We start from the raw sequence: 17,002 nt of genomic DNA on the forward strand, positions 1-17,002 counted from the left end.
CGACCCTGAGCGATTCAGATCACCCCGCGCCCGACTACAGTGCGACCGGAGATGGGGGTAATCTCGAACGGACTGCATAAGTTACCGCTTAGTAATTTCGGGGAAGCCGTAGTGGAGCCCCCGCCGAAGATCCCTCTCGAAACCCCTCGCAGGCCCGAGGAGCCCCCATGCAACTCGCCGCGATCATCGTGTCGCTGGTCCTGACCGTGGTCGGCGTCGCGCTGCTCGCACGCGCGATCGGCCAGTTCGTCCGGTACTTCAAGCTGGGCCAGCCGGTACCGGCCGGTGCCCGGACCGACAATCCCTACCAGCGCAGTGTGACCCTGGTGCGGGAGTTCCTCGGCCACACCCGCATGAACCGGTGGGGCGTCGTCGGCATCGCCCACTGGTTCGTCGCCGTCGGCTTCCTGACCCTGCCGCCGACCATCGTCACCGCCTACGGCCAGCTCTTCGAGGCCGACTGGGTACTGCCGGTGCTGGGCGGCTTCCTGCCGTACGAGCTCTACATCGAGTTCATCAGCGCGATGACGACCCTCGGCATCCTCGTGCTGATCGTCATCCGCCTGCTGAGCCTGCCCTCGCGGCCGGGCCGCAAGTCGCGGTTCACGGGCTCGAAGATGGGCCAGGCGTACTTCGTCGAGTACGTCATCCTCACCATCGGCCTCGCCATCTACGTGCTGCGCGGCCTGGAGGGCGCGCTGCACCACGTGGACCACTACGAGGCCGCGTACTTCGCCTCGTACCCGCTGGTCCTCGCCTTCGAGGGCCTGTCCGTCGCGACGCTGCAGAACCTCGTCTACCTCTTCGCGATGATCAAGCTGGGCACGACCATGATCTGGATGATCACGGTCAGCCTGAACACCAACATGGGCGTGGCCTGGCACCGCTTCCTCGCCTTCCCGAACATCTGGTTCAAGCGCGAGGCCACCGGCGGGACGGCGCTGGGCGCCCTGCAGCCGATGACCTCCGGCGGCAAGCCGATCGACTTCACCGACCCCGGTGACGACGACGTCTTCGGCGTCTCCCAGGTCGAGCAGTTCTCCTGGAAGGGCCTGCTGGACTTCTCCACCTGCACCGAGTGCGGCCGCTGCCAGTCGCAGTGCCCCGCCTGGAACACCGGCAAGCCGCTCTCCCCCAAGCTCCTGATCATGTCCCTGCGCGACCACGCGCACGCCAAGGCCCCCTACCTGCTGGCCGGCGGCGGCAAGACCATGGAGGGCGAGGAGAAGGCGTCCGAGGAGCAGCTGGCCGGCGTGCCCGCGGCGGCGCTGGCGGAGGCCGAGCGCCCGCTGATCGGCACCGCCGAGGAGAACGGCGTCATCGACCCGGACGTCCTGTGGTCCTGCACCACCTGCGGCGCCTGCGTCGAGCAGTGCCCCGTCGACATCGAGCACGTCGACCACATCGTCGACATGCGCCGCTACCAGGTCATGATCGAGAGCGCCTTCCCGTCCGAGGCGGGCACGATGCTCAAGAACCTGGAGAAGAAGGGCAACCCCTGGGGCCTGGCGAAGAAGCAGCGCCTGGAGTGGACCAAGGAGGTCGACTTCGAGGTCCCGGTCGTCGGCAAGGACATCGAGGACCTGTCCGAGGTCGAGTACCTGTACTGGGTCGGCTGCGCCGGCGCCCTGGAGGACCGCGCCAAGAAGACCACCAAGGCCTTCGCGGAACTCCTCCACATCGCGGGCGTCAAGTTCGCGATCATGGGCGGCGACGAGAAGTGCACCGGTGACTCCGCCCGCCGCCTCGGCAACGAGCCCCTGTTCCAGGAGCTCGGCATGGAGAACGTCATGTCCCTCAACGCCGCCTTCGGCGAGGAGACGGACGACGACGGCAAGGTCACCGACGAGTCCCGCAAGCCCAAGTCGGCGAAGAAGATCGTCGCCACCTGCCCGCACTGCCTCAACACGCTCGGCAACGAGTACCCGCAGCTCGGCGGCGACTACGAGGTCATCCACCACACCCAGCTGCTCCAGCACCTGGTCGACGAGGGCAAGCTGATCCCGGTCACCCCGGTCGAGGGCATCATCACCTACCACGACCCGTGCTACCTGGGCCGCCACAACAAGATCTACACGCCCCCGCGCGAGATCATCGGCAAGGTCCCGGGTCTGCGCAACGAGGAGATGCACCGCCACAAGGAGCGCGGCTTCTGCTGCGGCGCCGGCGGCGCCCGGATGTGGATGGAGGAGCGGATCGGCAAGCGCATCAACAACGAGCGCGTCGACGAAGCCCTCGCCCTGAACCCGGACATCGTCTCCACCGCCTGCCCGTTCTGCCTGGTCATGCTGACCGACTCGGTCAACGGCAAGAAGAACGACGGCAAGGCGAAGGAGTCCATCCAGGTCGTCGACGTGGCCCAGCTGCTGCTGGAGTCCGTCAAGACCCCGGCCGACCCGGCGGGCGACGAGGAGAGCGAGAGCGCTCCGCAGCCGGAGCCGGTGAAGTAACGCGGCACACCCCCGAAGGGGCCGTCCGACAGGGCGGCCCCTTCGGCATGTTCACGTACAACCTTTACGTGCCGCCGCCGGTCTCATGATCGCCGACCGTCCGGTGAACCCCGGGACAACTCCCGGCGAACCCGCACGGTCCCGGCACCTCATCGACTCCGGATGCCCGCCAGGCATCCCTCGCATGCCGCAGGAGAACCCGCATGCACCGACCCATGAGACTCGCTCTCGCCTCGGCCACCGCCGTCGCGCTGACGGGCGGTCTGCTCACCCTCGTCGCCTCACCCGCGACGGCCGCCGACGCCACCGACGTCGCCCTGGCCGACTTCAACGGCGACGGCCGGGGCGACGTGGCCACCTCGGTCAACGGCGCCCACGTCTCCGGCAAGGCCCAGGCCGGTCAGTTCGTCGTCCTCTACGGCACGTCCACCGGTGTGTCCTCCGCCAAGCGCCACACCCTCAGCCAGAACTCCACCGGAGTCCCCGGCACCGCCGAGGCCGGGGACAACTTCGGTTACGACCACGCCTACGCCGACTTCAACGGCGACGGCTACGACGACGTCGCCGTCTCCTCCCCGTACGAGGACGTCGACGGCGACAAGGACGGCGGCACCCTCGCCATCCTGTGGGGCTCCGCCTCCGGCATCACCGGCAAGGGCATCACCGTCACCGACCCGTCCCGCTCCTCCCACGACCAGTGGGGCAAGAACCTCGCCGCCGGCGACTTCGACGGCGACGGCCGCGCCGACCTGGCCGTCGGCAGCAACAACGCCACCCTCTACGTCTACAAGGGCGGCTTCACCACCGCGGGCAAGCCCGGCGGCCGCTACACCCTCACGCCGCCGATCCTGGGCAGCGAGGCGGACGGCCCGGTGAACCTGACCGCAGGCGACGTCGACGGCGGCGCGACCGACCTGATCGTCGACGGCTACGAGACCGCGTCCGAGTACGGCTGGAACCGGAACTACTTCATCCCCGGCACCGCGAGCGGCCTGGACGTCTCCGCGGCCACGTCCCTGAAGCCCGGCGTGATCACCGCCATCGGCGACATCGACAAGGACGGCTTCGGCGACATCGTCAGCGGCGCCTACTGGAACTCCACCGTCGAGGACGGCACGCCGGTCCCCGACTCCGCCAACGGCGGCAAGGTCTGGGTCACCTACGGCTCGGACGCCGGCCCGCTCACCGACTCCGCCACCGGCATCACCCAGAACACCGGCAACGTCCCCGGCACGTCCGAGGGCAACGACTACTTCGGCTACGAGCTCGACCTCGGCGACATCAACGCCGACGGCTTCCTCGACCTCGCCGTCGGTGTCGCCGGCGAGAACATCGACACCGAGGTCGACACCGGCACCGTCACGATCCTCTACGGCACCGCGAACGGCCTGAACACCGCCTCCGGCGCCCAGTCCTTCTCCCAGAACACCGCGGGCGTCCCGGGCTCCAACGAGGACAACGACGGCTTCGGCCTGGACGTCAAGCTCGACGACGTCACCGGCGACGGCAAGGCCGACCTGATCGTCGGCTCCGCCGAGAACGCCGGCAACGGCGCGATCACCTACCTGCCGTCCACCGGCTCGAAGATCACCACGAGCGGCGCCCGCTCCGTCTCCCCGAGCACCTCGGGCGTCTCCACGACGGGCACGCCGTACTTCGGCTCCAACTTCGCCGACTGAACGCGCCGCGTCTCCCCGCACCGGGCCCGCGTACCACCGCGGGCCCGGCCGCATGTCCACCGGCCCTCCGGCGACGACCGCCCGCCCTGACCGCCGGCAGCCCCGCACCCACCGCACGTTCGACGCCCCCACCGGCTGAACCACACGGAGACCGCATGCGCAGACACACCGCCACCGCCCTGGCCGCCACCCTCCTGGCGACGGGCCTGACCCCCGTGCTCCTCGCCACCTCCGCCTCCGCCGCCGTCGCCAAGCACTACGACGACTTCAACGGCGACGGCCGCCGCGACCTCGCCTACCGCGGCCTGGGCGACGTCGACCGCGACGGCGGCACCGTCACCGTCGTGTACGGCACCGCCGGCGGCCTCGACACCGCCCACCCCCAGCTGATCCACCAGGACAGCCCCGGCATACCGGGGGGCGGCGAGGAGGACGACATGTTCGGCGAGACGCTGGCCGGCGCCGACCTCAACAAGGACGGCTACGCGGACCTCGTCGTCGGCAACCCCAGCGAGCACGTCGGCAGCGTCGAGTACCGCGGGACCGTCACCATCGTCTGGGGCTCGAAGTCCGGCCTGTCCGGCGGCACCAACCTCGACCCCAAGTCCGGCGCCGGCGGCCGCTTCGGCCGCGACGTGGCCACCGGCGACTTCACGGGCGACGGATCGCCCGACCTCGCGGTGATCGGCAACGAGGAGGCCTGGCTGTACCGCGGGGCGTTCACCAAGGCCGGCGGAACCGGCAGCGTGAGCAAGATCGACAAGGCGGGCGCCGGCTGGTACTCGCACGGCCTCGCCGCCGGCAAGGTCAACGGCGACGGGCGGACGGACCTCGTCGTCCTCGGCACCCAGTACGAAGCCGGAGACGTGCCGCGCCACCGCGTCTGGTTCCTCAAGGGCTCCTCCTCCGGCCTGACCTCCGGCCCCTACAAGACCTTCACCACCGAACCCTGGTCCGCCACCATCGGCGACTTCGACAAGAACGGCTACGGCGACATCGCCGTCGGCCTGCCCGACCAGAGCGGTGGCAAGGGCGCCGTGACCGTGTGGCGCGGCACCTCCTCCGGCCCCAGCGGCTCCACCACGTTCACCCAGGCCACCTCCGGCGTCTCCGGCAGCCCCGAGACCGGCGACAGCTTCGGCTACGCCGTGTCCGCCGCCGACGCGAACGGCGACGGCCACGCGGACCTGGCGGTCGGCGTGCCGCAGGAGGACGTCGACGGAAGGGCCGACCAGGGCGGTGTCCACTTCTTCCGCGGCGGCTCGGGCGGGCTCAGCGGCGCCCGCTCCTCCTGGATCCCCCAGACGGTGACCGGCCCCGCCGACGAGTCCGCCTACTTCGGATCCTCCCTGCGCCTGCGCGACCTCACCGCCGACGGGCGGGCGGACCTGGCACTCGGCGCGGACAGCGCCGTCGTGCTGCGCGGCACGAGCACGGTCCCGACGACCGGCGGCGCCATCCCGCTGCCCGAGTTCGGCGGCGGCTTCCTCGACTGACGCGTCTCCGTCCTCCGTAGGACCGGACCGCCCCGGCCCCCTACGGAGGACGGACGACCCGGCTGACGACCCCTTAGGGGATGTCACAGCTCGGCCGCAAACCCGGCCCCGAACGCCGGGGTCCGGTACGTCACCGCCCGGGACCAGGTACGTTCGATGACGTGGCTGGATTCAGGATCGGACGCGGCCGGAACAACAACGGCGCTCCTCACGCGCGACCGCAACACCCCCCGCACGGGCAGCAGACGCCGCAGGGGCCGTCGTACGGCTACCCGCAGGCGCCGCAGCCGTACCCGCAGCAGCCGTCGTACGGCGGTGGCGGCGCCGGCCCCTGGCCGCACGCGAACCGCGGCCCGGGCGGACCCGGTGGCCACGGCGGTCACGGCGGTCACGGCGAGCCGGAGTACTTCGGCGACGGCGCGTACCCGCACGGCGCCCAGGGCGCCCCGCACGACCCGTACGCGGCCAACAACCCCGGCCACACCCAGGCCTTCTCGATCAACGAGGACCCCTACCACCAGGGCGACACCTACCACGCCGGCACCGCCCCGCCCCCCGGCCCGGTCGGACCCCGCCTGCACTGGAAGGACCTGCTCAAGGGCATCGTCCTGTCCCCCGCCCAGACGTTCCTCCGGATGCGCGACTACACGATGTGGGGCCCCGCCCTCATCGTCACCTTCCTCTACGGCCTGCTCGCCGTCTTCGGCTTCGACACCGCCCGCGAGGACGCGATCAACGCGACCCTCTCGAACGCGATCCCGATCGTCCTGACGACGGCCGTCGCGATGGTGCTCAGCGCCTTCATCCTCGGCGTGGTCACCCACACCCTGGCCCGCCAGCTCGGCGGCGACGGCGCCTGGCAGCCCACGGTCGGCCTCTCCATGCTGATCATGTCCCTCACGGACGCGCCCCGCCTGGTCTTCGCCATGTTCGCCGGCGGCGACGCCGCCTTCGTCCAGATCCTCGGCTGGGCCACCTGGGTGGCGGCCGGCGCCCTGCTCACGGTCATGGTCAGCCGCTCCCACGACCTCCCCTGGCCGAAGGCCCTGGGCGCCTCGGCGATCCAGCTGGCCGCCCTGCTGTCGATCGTGAAGCTGGGCACGTTCTGACGCGGACACGCATGAAGGAGGGGGCTCCCGGCACCGGGAGCCCCCTCCTTTTTCCTTCTTGCCGCCCTCAGGCGTCGAGCACCTGACCGTCCCGCTTGACCACGGGTTCCTGAACGGACCACGGGAAGTTGATCCACTCGTCGGTGCGCTTCCAGACGTACTCGCACTTCACCAGCGACTGCGTCTTCTCGTAGACCACGGCGCTGCGCACCTCGGCGACGGCGTCGAGGCAGAAGTCGCGCACGAGCTTGAGCGTCTTGCCGGTGTCGGCGACGTCGTCCGCGATCAGCACCTTCTTGTCGGTGAAGTCGATGGCGTTGGGCACGGGCGCGAGCATGACGGGCATCTCGAGGGTGGTCCCCACCCCTGTGTAGAACTCCACGTTCACCAGGTGGATGTTCTTGCAGTCGAGGGCGTAGGCGAGCCCGCCGGCCACGAAGACGCCGCCGCGGGCGATGCTCAGCACGACGTCGGGCTCGTACCCGTCGTCGGCGATCGTCTGGGCGAGCTCACGGACGGCGACGCCGAACTGCTCGTAGCTGAGGTTCTCGCGCATGCCGCTCACACCTGCGTCCGATGGAAGTTGAGGAAGGACCGCGAAGCCGTCGGCCCCCGCTGCCCCTGGTAACGCGACCCGTACCGCTCGCTCCCGTACGGGTGCTCGGCCGGCGAGCTGAGCCGGAACATGCACAGCTGCCCGATCTTCATACCGGGCCACAGCTTGATCGGGAGCGTCGCGAGGTTGCTGAGTTCGAGGGTCACGTGCCCGGAGAACCCGGGGTCGATGAACCCGGCGGTGGAGTGGGTGACCAGCCCGAGCCGTCCGAGCGAGCTCTTCCCCTCCAGCCGCGAGGCGAGGTCGTCCGGCAGCGTGATGACCTCGTACGTACTGGCCAGCACGAACTCACCGGGGTGAAGGATGAACGGTTCGTCCCCCTCCGGCTCCACGAGCCGGGTCAGGTCCGCCTGCTCGACGGAGGGGTCGATGTGGGGGTACCGGTGATTCTCGAACACCCGGAAGTAGCGGTCGAGGCGTACGTCGATGCTGGACGGCTGCACCATGGCGTCGTCGTAGGGATCGATACGCACCCGTCCGGCGTCGATCTCGGCCCGGATGTCCTTGTCAGAGAGAAGCACGGGCCCGAGGATACGCAAGGCGCGCGGACCGGCCACCATCGGCCACCCCGCGCGCTGCCACTGTGACCGGTGCTACCGCTTCTGAAGACTCACCGGCACGACACTGCGGAGCCGCGCACAGCGCGGACACCGCAGAAGCCGGCCGGGGCCGAGTCGCTCGGCCTGCTGCATCGGAAACGAGGCGGCGGTGAACACGTGCCCATCGGCACAGCGGACGACGGTGCGCTCCATCAAGTCCAAGAGTCCCTTCCCCAAGAGGCCGCGTCTGGCGAACTGCCCTGACGACAAAAGCCACATTACGGGATCAAAGGAACGGTCCTCCAGGCGGCACCCCGCACCTTCACCGTACGCCCCAACTTCTGCCCCCCGCAGCCGCATCCACCCCCTGAAACAGCATCAGGCCCCCGGGCTTGAACACCGGGGGCCTGGCATGGGGTAGAGTAAGCGAGCGTCCGGACACCGTTGATGCGACGGATTCTGGATCTTACGCGGGTGTAGTTTAATGGTAGAACATCAGCTTCCCAAGCTGAGAGCGCGAGTTCGATTCTCGTCACCCGCTCCACGAAGAAGGCCCAGGTCAGAGACCCGGGCCTTTCTGCTGTTCACGGCGATCACTCGTCGCGTGCCAGATCCGTGCCAGAAGGCTTCTCGACGGCCTCCCGGGCAGCGGCGGCCCGGGCCTTCCGGACGGTCGCGTCGAGGCCGGCGGCGACCTCTTCCTGACGCTCCTCGTCGGAGTGCTGGTAGATCAGCGCGGCCTTCTCGGACGACTGCCCGGCGCGGACCATCGTGTCCTTGAGGGTGGCCCCGGACCGGGTGGAGAGCGTGTGCCCGGTGTGCCGAAGGTCGTAGAACCGGAAGCCCTCGGGCATACCGACGACCTCCCGCGCCCGCCGCCACTTCCGCCCGAAGGTGCTGCGCCGGAACGGAGCCCCCTTCTCCCCCACGAAGACCAACCCGTCCGGCCCCGGCTCGGCGTACGACTCCAGATGCCACCGGAGCTCCCGGCGGAGGAACGCGGGAAGAATCACAGTCCGGGTCCCGGCCTCCGACTTGGTGTCGCCCTGGACGCGCCGCCCATTCATCCGCTCCGGCTCGGCGAGGCGGATCCGGACGCGCAGGTTGTCGACGTCGACCTCCCGGCGGCGGAGGCCGGCCAGTTCCTCCGGCCGCATCGGGCCGTAGGCACCGAGGTACACCATCAGCCGCCACCGCATCCCCACCGCATTGGCGAGGGCATCGACCTGGGCAACAGTGGCGATGCGCCGCTCAGTCGCCTTCTCCTTACCGGCGCCCTTGATCCGGCACGGGTTGCGCTGGATCAGCTCGTCGTCGACGGCCGTCTCCATGATGGCTTTCAGGAGGCGGTACGCCTTTGCCGTCATCGTCTTGGCGTTCGTGGTCCGGAGCCGTTCGGCACGCCACTCGCGTACGCGGGGTGCGGTGATCTCGTCGAGGTCGAGGTTCGCGAAGGCGGTCAGGTGCTTGTCGAGGAGGTAGCGGTAGAGATCCCGGGTCAGCGGAGCCAACTCGCGTTCCTCCACCCACTTGTCGGCGTAGGCCCGGAAGCCCACCGCGCCGGCCTCCGGGTCCCTCCACTCGCCCCGGCGGATCTCCGTCTGCTTCTCGGCGAGCCAGTCATCCGCGTCGGCCGTCGTCTCGAAGGTGAAGGGAGCCGGACGCATCACACCGTCCGGGCCCGGGTAACGCGCCTGGTACCGACCGGAAGGCAGCCGTCTGATCGCTCCGAAGCGGCGGCGCCTGCCCCTGCTGTTGGCCATCAGGCAGCCCTCCCGTATCGAGCACGGGGCCGCCTGATCGGCTCGACCGTGTGAGACGAGATGAAGTCGGCAAGGGCGCTCTCCGGGATGCGTACGTGCCGACCGACCTTGACGTAGCGGATGCGTCGCTCCTCGATCAGCCGTCGAGGGAAGCGGACCGTGGTGCCGAGCAGTTCGGCGACTTGGTCGACGGAGAGATAGCGCTCAGCCACGGGTGGGTTCTCCTTCCGTTCCGGGAGCGGGTTCGAGGGTTTCGGCGAGCCAGGCTTCGGCGTCGGTGAGGCCGGTTCCGGCGTAGATCCAGTGCGCGAGGACGAGGGTCGTGCCCGGGGCCGTCCCGCCCGCTGCCAGGGCTTGTGCGCGGCGCCATTCGGCACGGGCGTCGCGGAGGGCGCCGAGAGTGGTGGAGTAGCGGCGGGACTTGGTGGAGAAGTGGCCGCGGAAGCCGAGCATGTGGGCCCAGGCCCGCAGGCGGAGGTATTCGAGGTCCTTACGGGCGCCAAGGGTCCAGGCGGTGCGGATGAGCCGGCGGGCGTGGTCGCTGATGTCGAGCTGGGCGAGTTCGGCGAGGAACCTCAGCGGCCGGTCGAGGGCTCCCGTGGCGGTCTCGGCGCCCTTGGTTGCGTACTTGGCGATGTACGCGGCGACGGCCCGCTCAGTCAGTTCCTGGTCGCCGTCGAAGTCGGCCGAGCGGATGGTACGAACGTCGAGCTGTCGGCCGAAGGTGAAGGTGTGGGCGCGGCCGTCGATGACCGGGCCGTCCACGCGGGCGGCGGTAGCGGCGGCCCGGATGGCGTCGGTGAGTAGTTCGGCGGTGGCCCAGGCGGGAGGCGGGGTGTCGCCGCCCTCGGGGCCGTCGATGCGGATGACGGCGTGAAAGTGGACGGCTCCGCGCTTCTGGTACTCGGCGACCTTGGCGAAGGACACCCGGGCGTGCTCGCGGAAGGCCCGCTGTGTGAGTCCGGCGCGCTTGGCGACTTCCCGGCGCAGGTAGGTGGAGAAGCGCCGCCACAGCGGACCGGCGTGCGCGTTCCAGAGGACGGCCGCTTCGTAGTCGTAGGTGTCCGGGTCGAGCGGGGTGCCGAGGGCGGGGTCGTCCTGGTCGTGGAGGGCGCCGCAGCGGCAGCGGCGGACCGAGCCGGCCGGACCGGTAGGGCGGTTGTGGACCGGGCCGAAGCTCGGCGCGGTGAAGGTGGCGAAGACGCGCGGGTGTGCGGCGATGCGTTCGGGGACTCCCTTGCCGCCGCGCAGTCCGGAGGTGATCAGGTGGAAGGTGTCGCGGCGGTACACCTCGGCGCAGGCCGCGCACCGGGTCGTGCGGCGGTTGTTGCAGCGGACCAGGAGGTGACCGGCCGGGAGGCCGGCGGAGTCGAGGTGATGGAGAACGTTCCCGATCTCGCCGGTGCGGGTGTCGACGGCGTACTCGGTGCGGTGGCCGTCGAGGCGGATCGGGTGCGTGCAGCCGCCGAGGCCGGCGAGCTGGCGCAGGAGTGCGGGCATGGTGCCGAGGGCGGCCAGTTCGCCGAGTTCGCGGAGCGGAGGCGGAGTGGCGCGGGTGATGATGGCTTTCTCCTTCTGGTTCGGCTGGAGGGAGACGGCCCCCGGGGCGGCGGATGCTTGGCGGTATCGAGGCCGCCCCGGGGGTCCGGTGCGTCAGCGGCGGTGCTGGTCGCGGAGCAGCGAGCGCAGGACCACGGCGGCGACGGCCACGGAGACGGCCGTGACGGCGACGGCGGCCAGGAGCGCGGTCAGCACAACGCCGCCGACGAGGACGGCCACGACCGCTCCGGTGCTGACGGAGATCTGAGGAGCCGGACGTCGCGCGGGCGCCTGGTCGGCCACGGTGTGGGGGTGCGCGGGCGGCGGCGTCGGGCTGTCGGGGTATTTGGGCAGGAACACGGCGAAGCTCTCCTCATCTACTCGTCTAGTCATGTGAGCCGTTGACGATGTCCACGCCGGAGCGCGTGCCGGACTCGATGGCCGGGGCCATGAAGGTGTCCGAAAGCCAGAAGCCGAAGAGGGCGATCAGGACGACGATCCACGTGCGGACGCCGAGGAACTTGACCGCTCCCCAGGCGAAGAAGCCGAGGAGGACGACGAGCGGCAGGCTGACGGTCACGGTGTGCGGGTCCTTTCAGCGGACGGGGCAGCGGTGGGTACGGGCAGCCAGCTCGGCGGCAGCGCGGCTGTCGTAGTCGGCGGAGAAGCCGCAGCGCGGGGCCGTGCAGGCGGCGGTGTGCTTCTCCCGGCCGCGCCCGTCGTAGGACGTGCCGACCTGGACGGGGCCGATGCGGCTGACGTTGCGGAAACGCTTCGGTGCGGACATGGTCAGTTCTCCTGTCGCAGGCTGGGGCCAGGGAAATCGCGCAGGATCCGGGCGGCTTCCCCGGGGTCCGACATGCGGTCGGCAGCTTCTTCGGCGAGGAGCCGAGCGAGCGCCAACCGACCGCTTACGGCCATCTCACGGGCCGCTTCGAGGTAGTCGGCGGCCGTGTTGAAGCAGAGAGGCATGGTTCTCCTTTGTCGGTCAGGTGAGCTGGGCGGCAATGGCGTCGGCCATGGGCGGCGGGACACCGAGGCGTGCGCGCAGGGTCGGGGTGTCGATGGCCGTTCCGGTGCGGGCGTGGTGCTCTGCGGCGACTTTGCGGGCGTGCTCGACCAGGGCGGCCGGGACGGTGACCGGCGGCGGAGCCGGAGCCGGTGCCGGCTCGACTGCCGGAGGCGCCGGGGGTTCCGGTGCGGGATCGGGCGCGTCCTCCTGGTCCTCGATGTCCTCGGGCTTCTCCTGGCCCACGGCGTCACTGGTCTCGTTGTGCGTGGTCGGTGACGAGTGGACGAGGAGGGTTCCGCCGAGGAAGGCGACCGCGGGCCAGCCCGCGACGAGGATGCGGAGCCAGGCCGGCACATGGTCCAGGTCGAGCAGTCCGGCGGTGGCGACGTTGGCGCCCAGGGACGCGGCGAGGGCGATCAGGAACCAGCACCACCCGGCTGCTTTCGCCTCGCCGGACCGCAGTCGGCGCCAGGCGGCGACGAGCAGCAGGTCGACCGAGACGGGATAGGCCCACGCCTTCCACCCGTCCTGTCCGGCCGCCGAGGCGACGTCGTGCAGGTGGGCGAAGGACAGAGCGGCGGCGATGACCGCTTGGACGAGCACCGCGTCAACACGGGCCAGGTGGGCACGCATGCTGCGGCTCCTTCCGGGTTCGGGCATGGGAGGGGTAGGGACATGGCGCGAGGCGGTCACGCCGACCGGGGATACGTGCAGGCGCGGGTCAGTCGGTCACCGGGCGGGGCCGCACGACCGGGCCCGGTGTCTCGGCGGGCGGCCGTACGGGCACGTCGGGCCGGAAGGGCTTGAGCGCGGGCAGGTCGGGGACCAGGTGGGCCGACTCGCGGCAGGTCTCGGCGGCGTCGCCGAGGGAGAGGTACGGCGTGCGGATGCGGGACCAGCCGCCGGAGGTGTCACCGGCCACGGCGAGGCCGGGCCGTTCGGGGGCGATGGCGCAGGCGGCGGAGACCGCTTCGGGGGCGATGTCGCCGAGCGCCATCTTGGCGGAGGCTTCATCGTTGACGCGGTGGCAGACACGACCGGTCAACTGGGCCCGCAGCATGGTCGCCCCTTTGCCCAGCTCAGCGCCGAAGCGCTGGCCGCAAACCTCCAAGTAGATGCCGGCGGCCCGGCCGAGCTGGGCGAGCCGGATGAGCTGGGTGACCATCTCGTCCCGGCGTTCCTCGTCCTTCTTCGTGGCGACGAGGAAGAGTTCGGCCACTTCGTCGACGAACAGCACGACAGGCACCGGGCGTTCGTGCTCGGGCAGGCCCCAGATGTCGGAGGTGATCTCCTCGTCCGGTGTGCTCGGCGCGATGCCCTGCCGGGCCTTGATCAGGTCGTACCGGTCCTCCATTTCCTTGATGAGCACGGGCAGCAGCTCGGCGGCTTGCTCCGGGTCGGTGGCGAGCGCCGACAGGCGCGGGGCGAAGGGCGCCAGTTCCACGCCCCGCTTGCAGTCGATGCCGACCAGGGTGACGGGCTGACGGGCGAGGCCGGCGACGAGGTGACGCAGGTACATGGACTTGCCGGACAGCGTGGCGCCGAGGGTGAGTTGGTGCGGAACGGTGCGGTAGTCGCGTACGAACGGAGTGGCGTCCTCGCGCAGCGCGACCGGCACCCGGAGAAGGTCCGGGCGGAGTTTGCGCGGCATGCGCACCCGCCGCAGCACGTCGAAGCCGACGAGCCGCAGTTCGACCACGCCCGGCTTGATCGTGGTCACGTAGACGGCGTGGACGCCCCAGGCGTGGCGCAGCCGTTCGGCGGAGGCGGCCACGTCGGCGGGTTCCTGCCCCGGGGCGAGCCGCAGGCGGACCCGTAGCCCCGTCGTGGTCGGCCGGATGATCCCCCGGCGCGGCGGTACGGGCCGGACCTCACGGCGGGTGGTGGCCTTGACCGCCAGGACCCGCAGCCGGGAGGGGGCCACGGTCAGCCCGCACGCCTCCATGACGGAGCCGTAGGAGCTGAGCAGCCGGACCGTGGACACCGGTAAGCCGACCGTGGACCAGTAGACGCCGGGGTGTCGTGCCCGGGCGTAGGCGGCCCCACCGCCGAGCGCGGCGACGGGACCACCCACCTCCAGAAGCGTTGCCAGGTCGGTCATCAGGCCGACGCCCCCATGGCGGCCGGGAAGGCGGCCGGAGTGACGGCGGCGGCCCGGAAGGCGATGCCGTGGCGCTGCTGGCCGTTGAACACGCTCTCCCACGGCCGGGCGACCAGGCCCGGCAGGGAGACCGGGGCGCCGAGGGTGAGCCCTTCCGACACCCCACTCTCCGGAACGGTCACCTTGATCAGGGACGACTCCCCCTCCTCGATGTACACGACGCCGATCGTCATCAGCGCCTCACCGCTGACGGCGTCCTTCGCGATCTCGCCCGACTGCCGGTCGCGGACCTTGGGCTCGGGCGCCTCGGTCAGCAGGATCGTCGCGGCCGAGGTCTCCACACGGATGGTGCGCAAGGCTTCTCCCCATCTACTCGTCTAGACAAGATGCATCCTTCGAACCCGACGACGCCGGGAACGGGATCACCTTGCCACACAACTTGCCCACTCGTCTATACGAGTATGCGTGTCGGTGTGTACGAGTTCGGAGGTCCACTCCATACGTCGGCCAATCCTCCATCGAGGTCACCCGAAGGACCCGTCCTTACGGACGACGAACAGATCGCAACCGTCGTGCTCGAAACGGACCCGCCCATCGAACGGCGAGCCGGGATGAGTGCAGACTCCCCAGTCCCGCCCCAGCCCACCTCTCAACGCGACCCAGAACTGACACCCACCGCACTGCTCGTCAAACCACTCATCCCGATAACCAGACTGATCAGTACGCCTGCTCCGCAGCCGCACCCAGCGCTCGTGACACTCATCGTTGTGCCGACGGTTGTCACCCGTCCAAGCCCTGTCAGACATAGCGCGACCCGGGCTCAGGTGGCTGGAAGCTGGTAGGAGAGGACGTACGCGTCCGCCGCCATCACCGTGTCGCAGACCTCCACGGCCCGCCCCGCAGTGTCGAAGGCGGTGCGGATCAGGTGGATCACCGGCACGCCGGAGGCCAGTTGCAGCGTCTTCACCTCGGACGGCGAAGGCATCCGGGACCGGATCTCCTCCTCGAAGTGGTCGAGCTGGTGGCCCAGTTCCTCAAGGCGGGCGTAGATGCCACCGGGGCCCGGGTTGGGCTCGGCGATCTGCGTACCGCGAGCGATGTCGAGCGGGAGATACGACGTGGCGAACTCGACCGGCCGGCCGTCGAGCAGGTACCGGCGACGCCGAGCGAGCACGCGTCGCACGGACCCGAGCCGGGTGGAGATGTCCTGGCTGGCCTTCTCCTCCTTCACCTCCAGGCTGTCCACGGTGGGGTGACTGCCGGCGGCGTCGGCCTCCACGATGAACGCGGACTTCCCCTGCTCGCGGTGGCGCCGGGCGAACCGGTCGGAGGCGAGGCGGCGCACCGGAGGCCGGGGCCGGACGAAGACACCCCGGCCGTGCTCGGCGTGCACCAGGCCCTCGCCCTGGAGGATCGAGAAGGAGTTCCGGACCGTCATCCGGGAAACCCCGTAGTGCTCGACCAGCTCAGCCTCAGAAGGCAGCTTCTCCCCTTCCTTGAATCGCCCACGGTCGATGGCCTCGCGCAGCTGGTCGGCGATCTGCCGGAAGACCGCACGATCACTGGTCGGGTCGAGGCCGCCGAGAATGCTCGGTAGAGACGCCATGCGTACTCCTTTAGGTATCTAGACGAGTGGGCGAGTCTTGTTGCTACGGTGGAGAGCCTAGTCAGCCGAGAGGGCCGAGGAACGTGAGCACAGAACGCCCGCACTCCGTGAGCGTCGCCGGGGTCATCGTCGATGACCAAGGCCGGGCCCTCCTGATCAAGCGCCGCGACAACGGCCACTGGGAGCCCCCGGGCGGAGTCCTCGAACGCGAGGAGACCATCCCCGAAGCCCTTCAGCGCGAAGTCCTCGAAGAGACCGGCATCAAGATCGAGCTTCCCGCGACCTTGACCGGCGTCTACAAGAACATGACGGGCCTGATCGTCTCCCTCGTCTTCCGCTGCCAGGCGGCCGACGGCACCCCCACCACCGGGGACGAAACCCACGCACTGCGCTGGGCCACCCGCGAAGAAGTCATCGAACTCGCCGACGAGGCGTACGCGATCCGCGTCCTTGACGCACTCGACGCGGCGTCCCCGCCGGCCGTCCGCGCCCACGACGGCGTGAAACTCGTCTAGCCCGAACCCGCTGCACATGGCGGCCTACCAGCACGAAGGAACTTGTATGCACGAGTATACGAGTAGCGCCCGGGTCTGGGGGCTCAGTTGCCCAGGATTCCCGGAAGAGGTCAGCAGGGCCCGCCGCTGGACCCGCGACATCCTGCGAGGTTCGCCGTTGGCCGAGGACGCCGAGCTGATCGTCAGCGAGCTGAGCGCGAACGCGATCCTCCACACGGCCAGCGGTCAGACATCCGGCAGCTTCCATCTGGCCCTCGCGGTCTCCCCGCAGGTGATCGCCCTGTCGGTCACGGACGACGGAAGCACCGGCACGGCGCCGAAGGTCGAGCACCAGGACCAGGAGGCGGAGCACGGCCGGGGCCTGGGCATGGTCAGCGCACTCGCTCACCGGGTCGTCGTCCACGGCAGCCAAGGCGGCCACACGGTCACCGCGGAACTCTTCACCGATGCCGGCCCGGCAGGAGGGCACCCGTGCTGACGTCCGCTCCTGCCGCAGCGCTGAGCACAGGCAGCCGGCCCCTCCCCTGCCGATGCCGAGCCGCCGCCTACCCGTTGAACGAGGTCTGTTCCATCCCCT

The 17,002-nt window shown here is 70.2% G+C and carries 20 protein-coding genes and 1 tRNA gene; 7 read left to right on the forward strand and 14 right to left on the reverse strand.

What is annotated here, in order from left to right; translation table 11 throughout:
• Positions 1-167 precede the first annotated feature (167 nt).
• From KUM38_RS00400 to KUM38_RS00415, 4 genes are all read left to right on the forward strand, one after another.
• A complete protein-coding gene (locus KUM38_RS00400; RefSeq protein ID WP_217127212.1) occupies positions 168-2,450 on the forward strand; it encodes a (Fe-S)-binding protein in 2,283 nt (760 codons plus the stop codon).
• A gap of 203 nt (positions 2,451-2,653) precedes the next feature.
• Entirely contained in the window at positions 2,654-4,129 is a 1,476-nt protein-coding gene (locus KUM38_RS00405) for a VCBS repeat-containing protein (RefSeq protein WP_217127213.1), read from the forward strand.
• Between the two features lie 155 nt (positions 4,130-4,284).
• Positions 4,285-5,625, forward strand: a complete 1,341-nt coding sequence (locus KUM38_RS00410) for an FG-GAP and VCBS repeat-containing protein (RefSeq protein ID WP_217127214.1) — start codon at positions 4,285-4,287, stop codon at positions 5,623-5,625.
• Between the two features lie 80 nt (positions 5,626-5,705).
• The gene (locus KUM38_RS00415) at positions 5,706-6,734 is read left to right on the forward strand and encodes a Yip1 family protein (RefSeq protein ID WP_217127215.1); all 1,029 of its coding nucleotides are present in this window, start codon (positions 5,706-5,708) and stop codon (positions 6,732-6,734) included.
• A 67-nt stretch (positions 6,735-6,801) separates the two neighbouring features.
• On the opposite strand, the gene KUM38_RS00420 is transcribed toward KUM38_RS00415, so the two are convergent.
• Together KUM38_RS00420 and dcd are read right to left on the reverse strand one after the other, a co-directional pair.
• Positions 6,802-7,299 carry a phosphoribosyltransferase gene (locus KUM38_RS00420; protein WP_217127216.1) on the reverse strand — a complete coding sequence of 166 codons (498 nt, stop codon included), beginning with the start codon at positions 7,297-7,299 and terminating at the stop codon, positions 6,802-6,804.
• Positions 7,296-7,871 (reverse strand): dCTP deaminase, encoded by a 576-nt coding sequence (gene dcd, locus KUM38_RS00425; protein ID WP_073933174.1) that lies wholly within the window; start codon positions 7,869-7,871, stop codon positions 7,296-7,298. Before dcd ends, KUM38_RS00420 begins: the two co-directional genes overlap by 4 nt.
• A gap of 488 nt (positions 7,872-8,359) precedes the next feature.
• On the opposite strand from dcd, the gene KUM38_RS00430 reads away from it, so the two are divergent.
• A tRNA-Gly gene (locus KUM38_RS00430) sits at positions 8,360-8,433 on the forward strand.
• 49 nt (positions 8,434-8,482) lie between these two features.
• On the opposite strand, the gene KUM38_RS00435 is transcribed toward KUM38_RS00430, so the two are convergent.
• The 12 genes from KUM38_RS00435 to KUM38_RS00490 form a co-directional block, all read right to left on the reverse strand.
• Positions 8,483-9,652 carry a tyrosine-type recombinase/integrase gene (locus tag KUM38_RS00435; RefSeq protein ID WP_217127217.1) on the reverse strand — a complete coding sequence of 390 codons (1,170 nt, stop codon included), beginning with the start codon at positions 9,650-9,652 and terminating at the stop codon, positions 8,483-8,485.
• Positions 9,652-9,864 carry an excisionase family DNA-binding protein gene (locus KUM38_RS00440; RefSeq protein ID WP_193512408.1) on the reverse strand — a complete coding sequence of 71 codons (213 nt, stop codon included), beginning with the start codon at positions 9,862-9,864 and terminating at the stop codon, positions 9,652-9,654. The genes KUM38_RS00435 and KUM38_RS00440 overlap by 1 nt, the downstream gene beginning before the upstream one ends.
• Positions 9,857-11,152 (reverse strand): replication initiator, encoded by a 1,296-nt coding sequence (locus KUM38_RS00445; RefSeq protein WP_217127218.1) that lies wholly within the window; start codon positions 11,150-11,152, stop codon positions 9,857-9,859. Before KUM38_RS00445 ends, KUM38_RS00440 begins: the two co-directional genes overlap by 8 nt.
• Positions 11,153-11,305: 153 nt before the next feature.
• Positions 11,306-11,551, reverse strand: a complete 246-nt coding sequence (locus KUM38_RS00450; protein WP_217127219.1) for a SpdD protein — start codon at positions 11,549-11,551, stop codon at positions 11,306-11,308.
• 25 nt (positions 11,552-11,576) lie between these two features.
• Positions 11,577-11,771, reverse strand: coding sequence for a hypothetical protein (locus KUM38_RS00455; protein WP_055690856.1), 195 nt, complete (start codon positions 11,769-11,771; stop codon positions 11,577-11,579).
• 15 nt (positions 11,772-11,786) lie between these two features.
• Complete coding sequence (locus KUM38_RS00460; RefSeq protein ID WP_217127220.1) at positions 11,787-11,978, reverse strand: mobile element transfer protein; 192 nt, start codon at positions 11,976-11,978, stop codon at positions 11,787-11,789.
• Positions 11,979-11,980: 2 nt separating this feature from the next.
• The gene (locus tag KUM38_RS00465; RefSeq protein ID WP_217127221.1) at positions 11,981-12,163 is read right to left on the reverse strand and encodes a hypothetical protein; all 183 of its coding nucleotides are present in this window, start codon (positions 12,161-12,163) and stop codon (positions 11,981-11,983) included.
• 16 nt (positions 12,164-12,179) lie between these two features.
• Positions 12,180-12,836, reverse strand: coding sequence for a DUF2637 domain-containing protein (locus tag KUM38_RS00470; RefSeq protein WP_217127222.1), 657 nt, complete (start codon positions 12,834-12,836; stop codon positions 12,180-12,182).
• Between the two features lie 88 nt (positions 12,837-12,924).
• Positions 12,925-14,304 carry an FtsK/SpoIIIE domain-containing protein gene (locus KUM38_RS00475; protein ID WP_217127223.1) on the reverse strand — a complete coding sequence of 460 codons (1,380 nt, stop codon included), beginning with the start codon at positions 14,302-14,304 and terminating at the stop codon, positions 12,925-12,927.
• Positions 14,304-14,660, reverse strand: a complete 357-nt coding sequence (locus KUM38_RS00480; protein WP_217127224.1) for a hypothetical protein — start codon at positions 14,658-14,660, stop codon at positions 14,304-14,306. The genes KUM38_RS00475 and KUM38_RS00480 overlap by 1 nt, the downstream gene beginning before the upstream one ends.
• 168 nt (positions 14,661-14,828) lie before the next feature.
• The gene (locus tag KUM38_RS00485) at positions 14,829-15,110 is read right to left on the reverse strand and encodes a DUF3027 domain-containing protein (protein ID WP_217127225.1); all 282 of its coding nucleotides are present in this window, start codon (positions 15,108-15,110) and stop codon (positions 14,829-14,831) included.
• Positions 15,111-15,124: 14 nt separating this feature from the next.
• Entirely contained in the window at positions 15,125-15,910 is a 786-nt protein-coding gene (locus KUM38_RS00490) for a GntR family transcriptional regulator (protein ID WP_217127226.1), read from the reverse strand.
• Between the two features lie 107 nt (positions 15,911-16,017).
• On the opposite strand from KUM38_RS00490, the gene KUM38_RS00495 reads away from it, so the two are divergent.
• The gene (locus KUM38_RS00495; RefSeq protein WP_086739627.1) at positions 16,018-16,425 is read left to right on the forward strand and encodes an NUDIX hydrolase; all 408 of its coding nucleotides are present in this window, start codon (positions 16,018-16,020) and stop codon (positions 16,423-16,425) included.
• Between the two features lie 46 nt (positions 16,426-16,471).
• The gene (locus KUM38_RS00500; protein ID WP_217127227.1) at positions 16,472-16,903 is read left to right on the forward strand and encodes an ATP-binding protein; all 432 of its coding nucleotides are present in this window, start codon (positions 16,472-16,474) and stop codon (positions 16,901-16,903) included.
• Positions 16,904-17,002: the final 99 nt, after the last annotated feature.

It is taken from the genome of Streptomyces sp. AC558_RSS880, assembly GCF_019049255.1.
GTDB lineage: Bacteria > Actinomycetota > Actinomycetes > Streptomycetales > Streptomycetaceae > Streptomyces.

Coding starts and splice junctions, on each gene's coding strand:
- KUM38_RS00500 (WP_217127227.1), top strand. CDS start 16,472: ATGCACGAGTATACGAGTAGCGCCCGGGTCTGGGGGCTCAGTTGCCCA.
- KUM38_RS00410 (WP_217127214.1), top strand. CDS start 4,285: ATGCGCAGACACACCGCCACCGCCCTGGCCGCCACCCTCCTGGCGACG.
- KUM38_RS00445 (WP_217127218.1), bottom strand. CDS start 11,152: ATGCCCGCACTCCTGCGCCAGCTCGCCGGCCTCGGCGGCTGCACGCAC.
- KUM38_RS00490 (WP_217127226.1), bottom strand. CDS start 15,910: ATGGCGTCTCTACCGAGCATTCTCGGCGGCCTCGACCCGACCAGTGAT.
- KUM38_RS00400 (WP_217127212.1), top strand. CDS start 168: ATGCAACTCGCCGCGATCATCGTGTCGCTGGTCCTGACCGTGGTCGGC.
- KUM38_RS00470 (WP_217127222.1), bottom strand. CDS start 12,836: ATGCGTGCCCACCTGGCCCGTGTTGACGCGGTGCTCGTCCAAGCGGTC.
- KUM38_RS00405 (WP_217127213.1), top strand. CDS start 2,654: ATGCACCGACCCATGAGACTCGCTCTCGCCTCGGCCACCGCCGTCGCG.
- KUM38_RS00435 (WP_217127217.1), bottom strand. CDS start 9,652: ATGGCCAACAGCAGGGGCAGGCGCCGCCGCTTCGGAGCGATCAGACGG.
- KUM38_RS00465 (WP_217127221.1), bottom strand. CDS start 12,163: ATGCCTCTCTGCTTCAACACGGCCGCCGACTACCTCGAAGCGGCCCGT.
- KUM38_RS00415 (WP_217127215.1), top strand. CDS start 5,706: ATGTCACAGCTCGGCCGCAAACCCGGCCCCGAACGCCGGGGTCCGGTA.
- KUM38_RS00460 (WP_217127220.1), bottom strand. CDS start 11,978: ATGTCCGCACCGAAGCGTTTCCGCAACGTCAGCCGCATCGGCCCCGTC.
- KUM38_RS00475 (WP_217127223.1), bottom strand. CDS start 14,304: ATGACCGACCTGGCAACGCTTCTGGAGGTGGGTGGTCCCGTCGCCGCG.
- KUM38_RS00485 (WP_217127225.1), bottom strand. CDS start 15,110: ATGTCTGACAGGGCTTGGACGGGTGACAACCGTCGGCACAACGATGAG.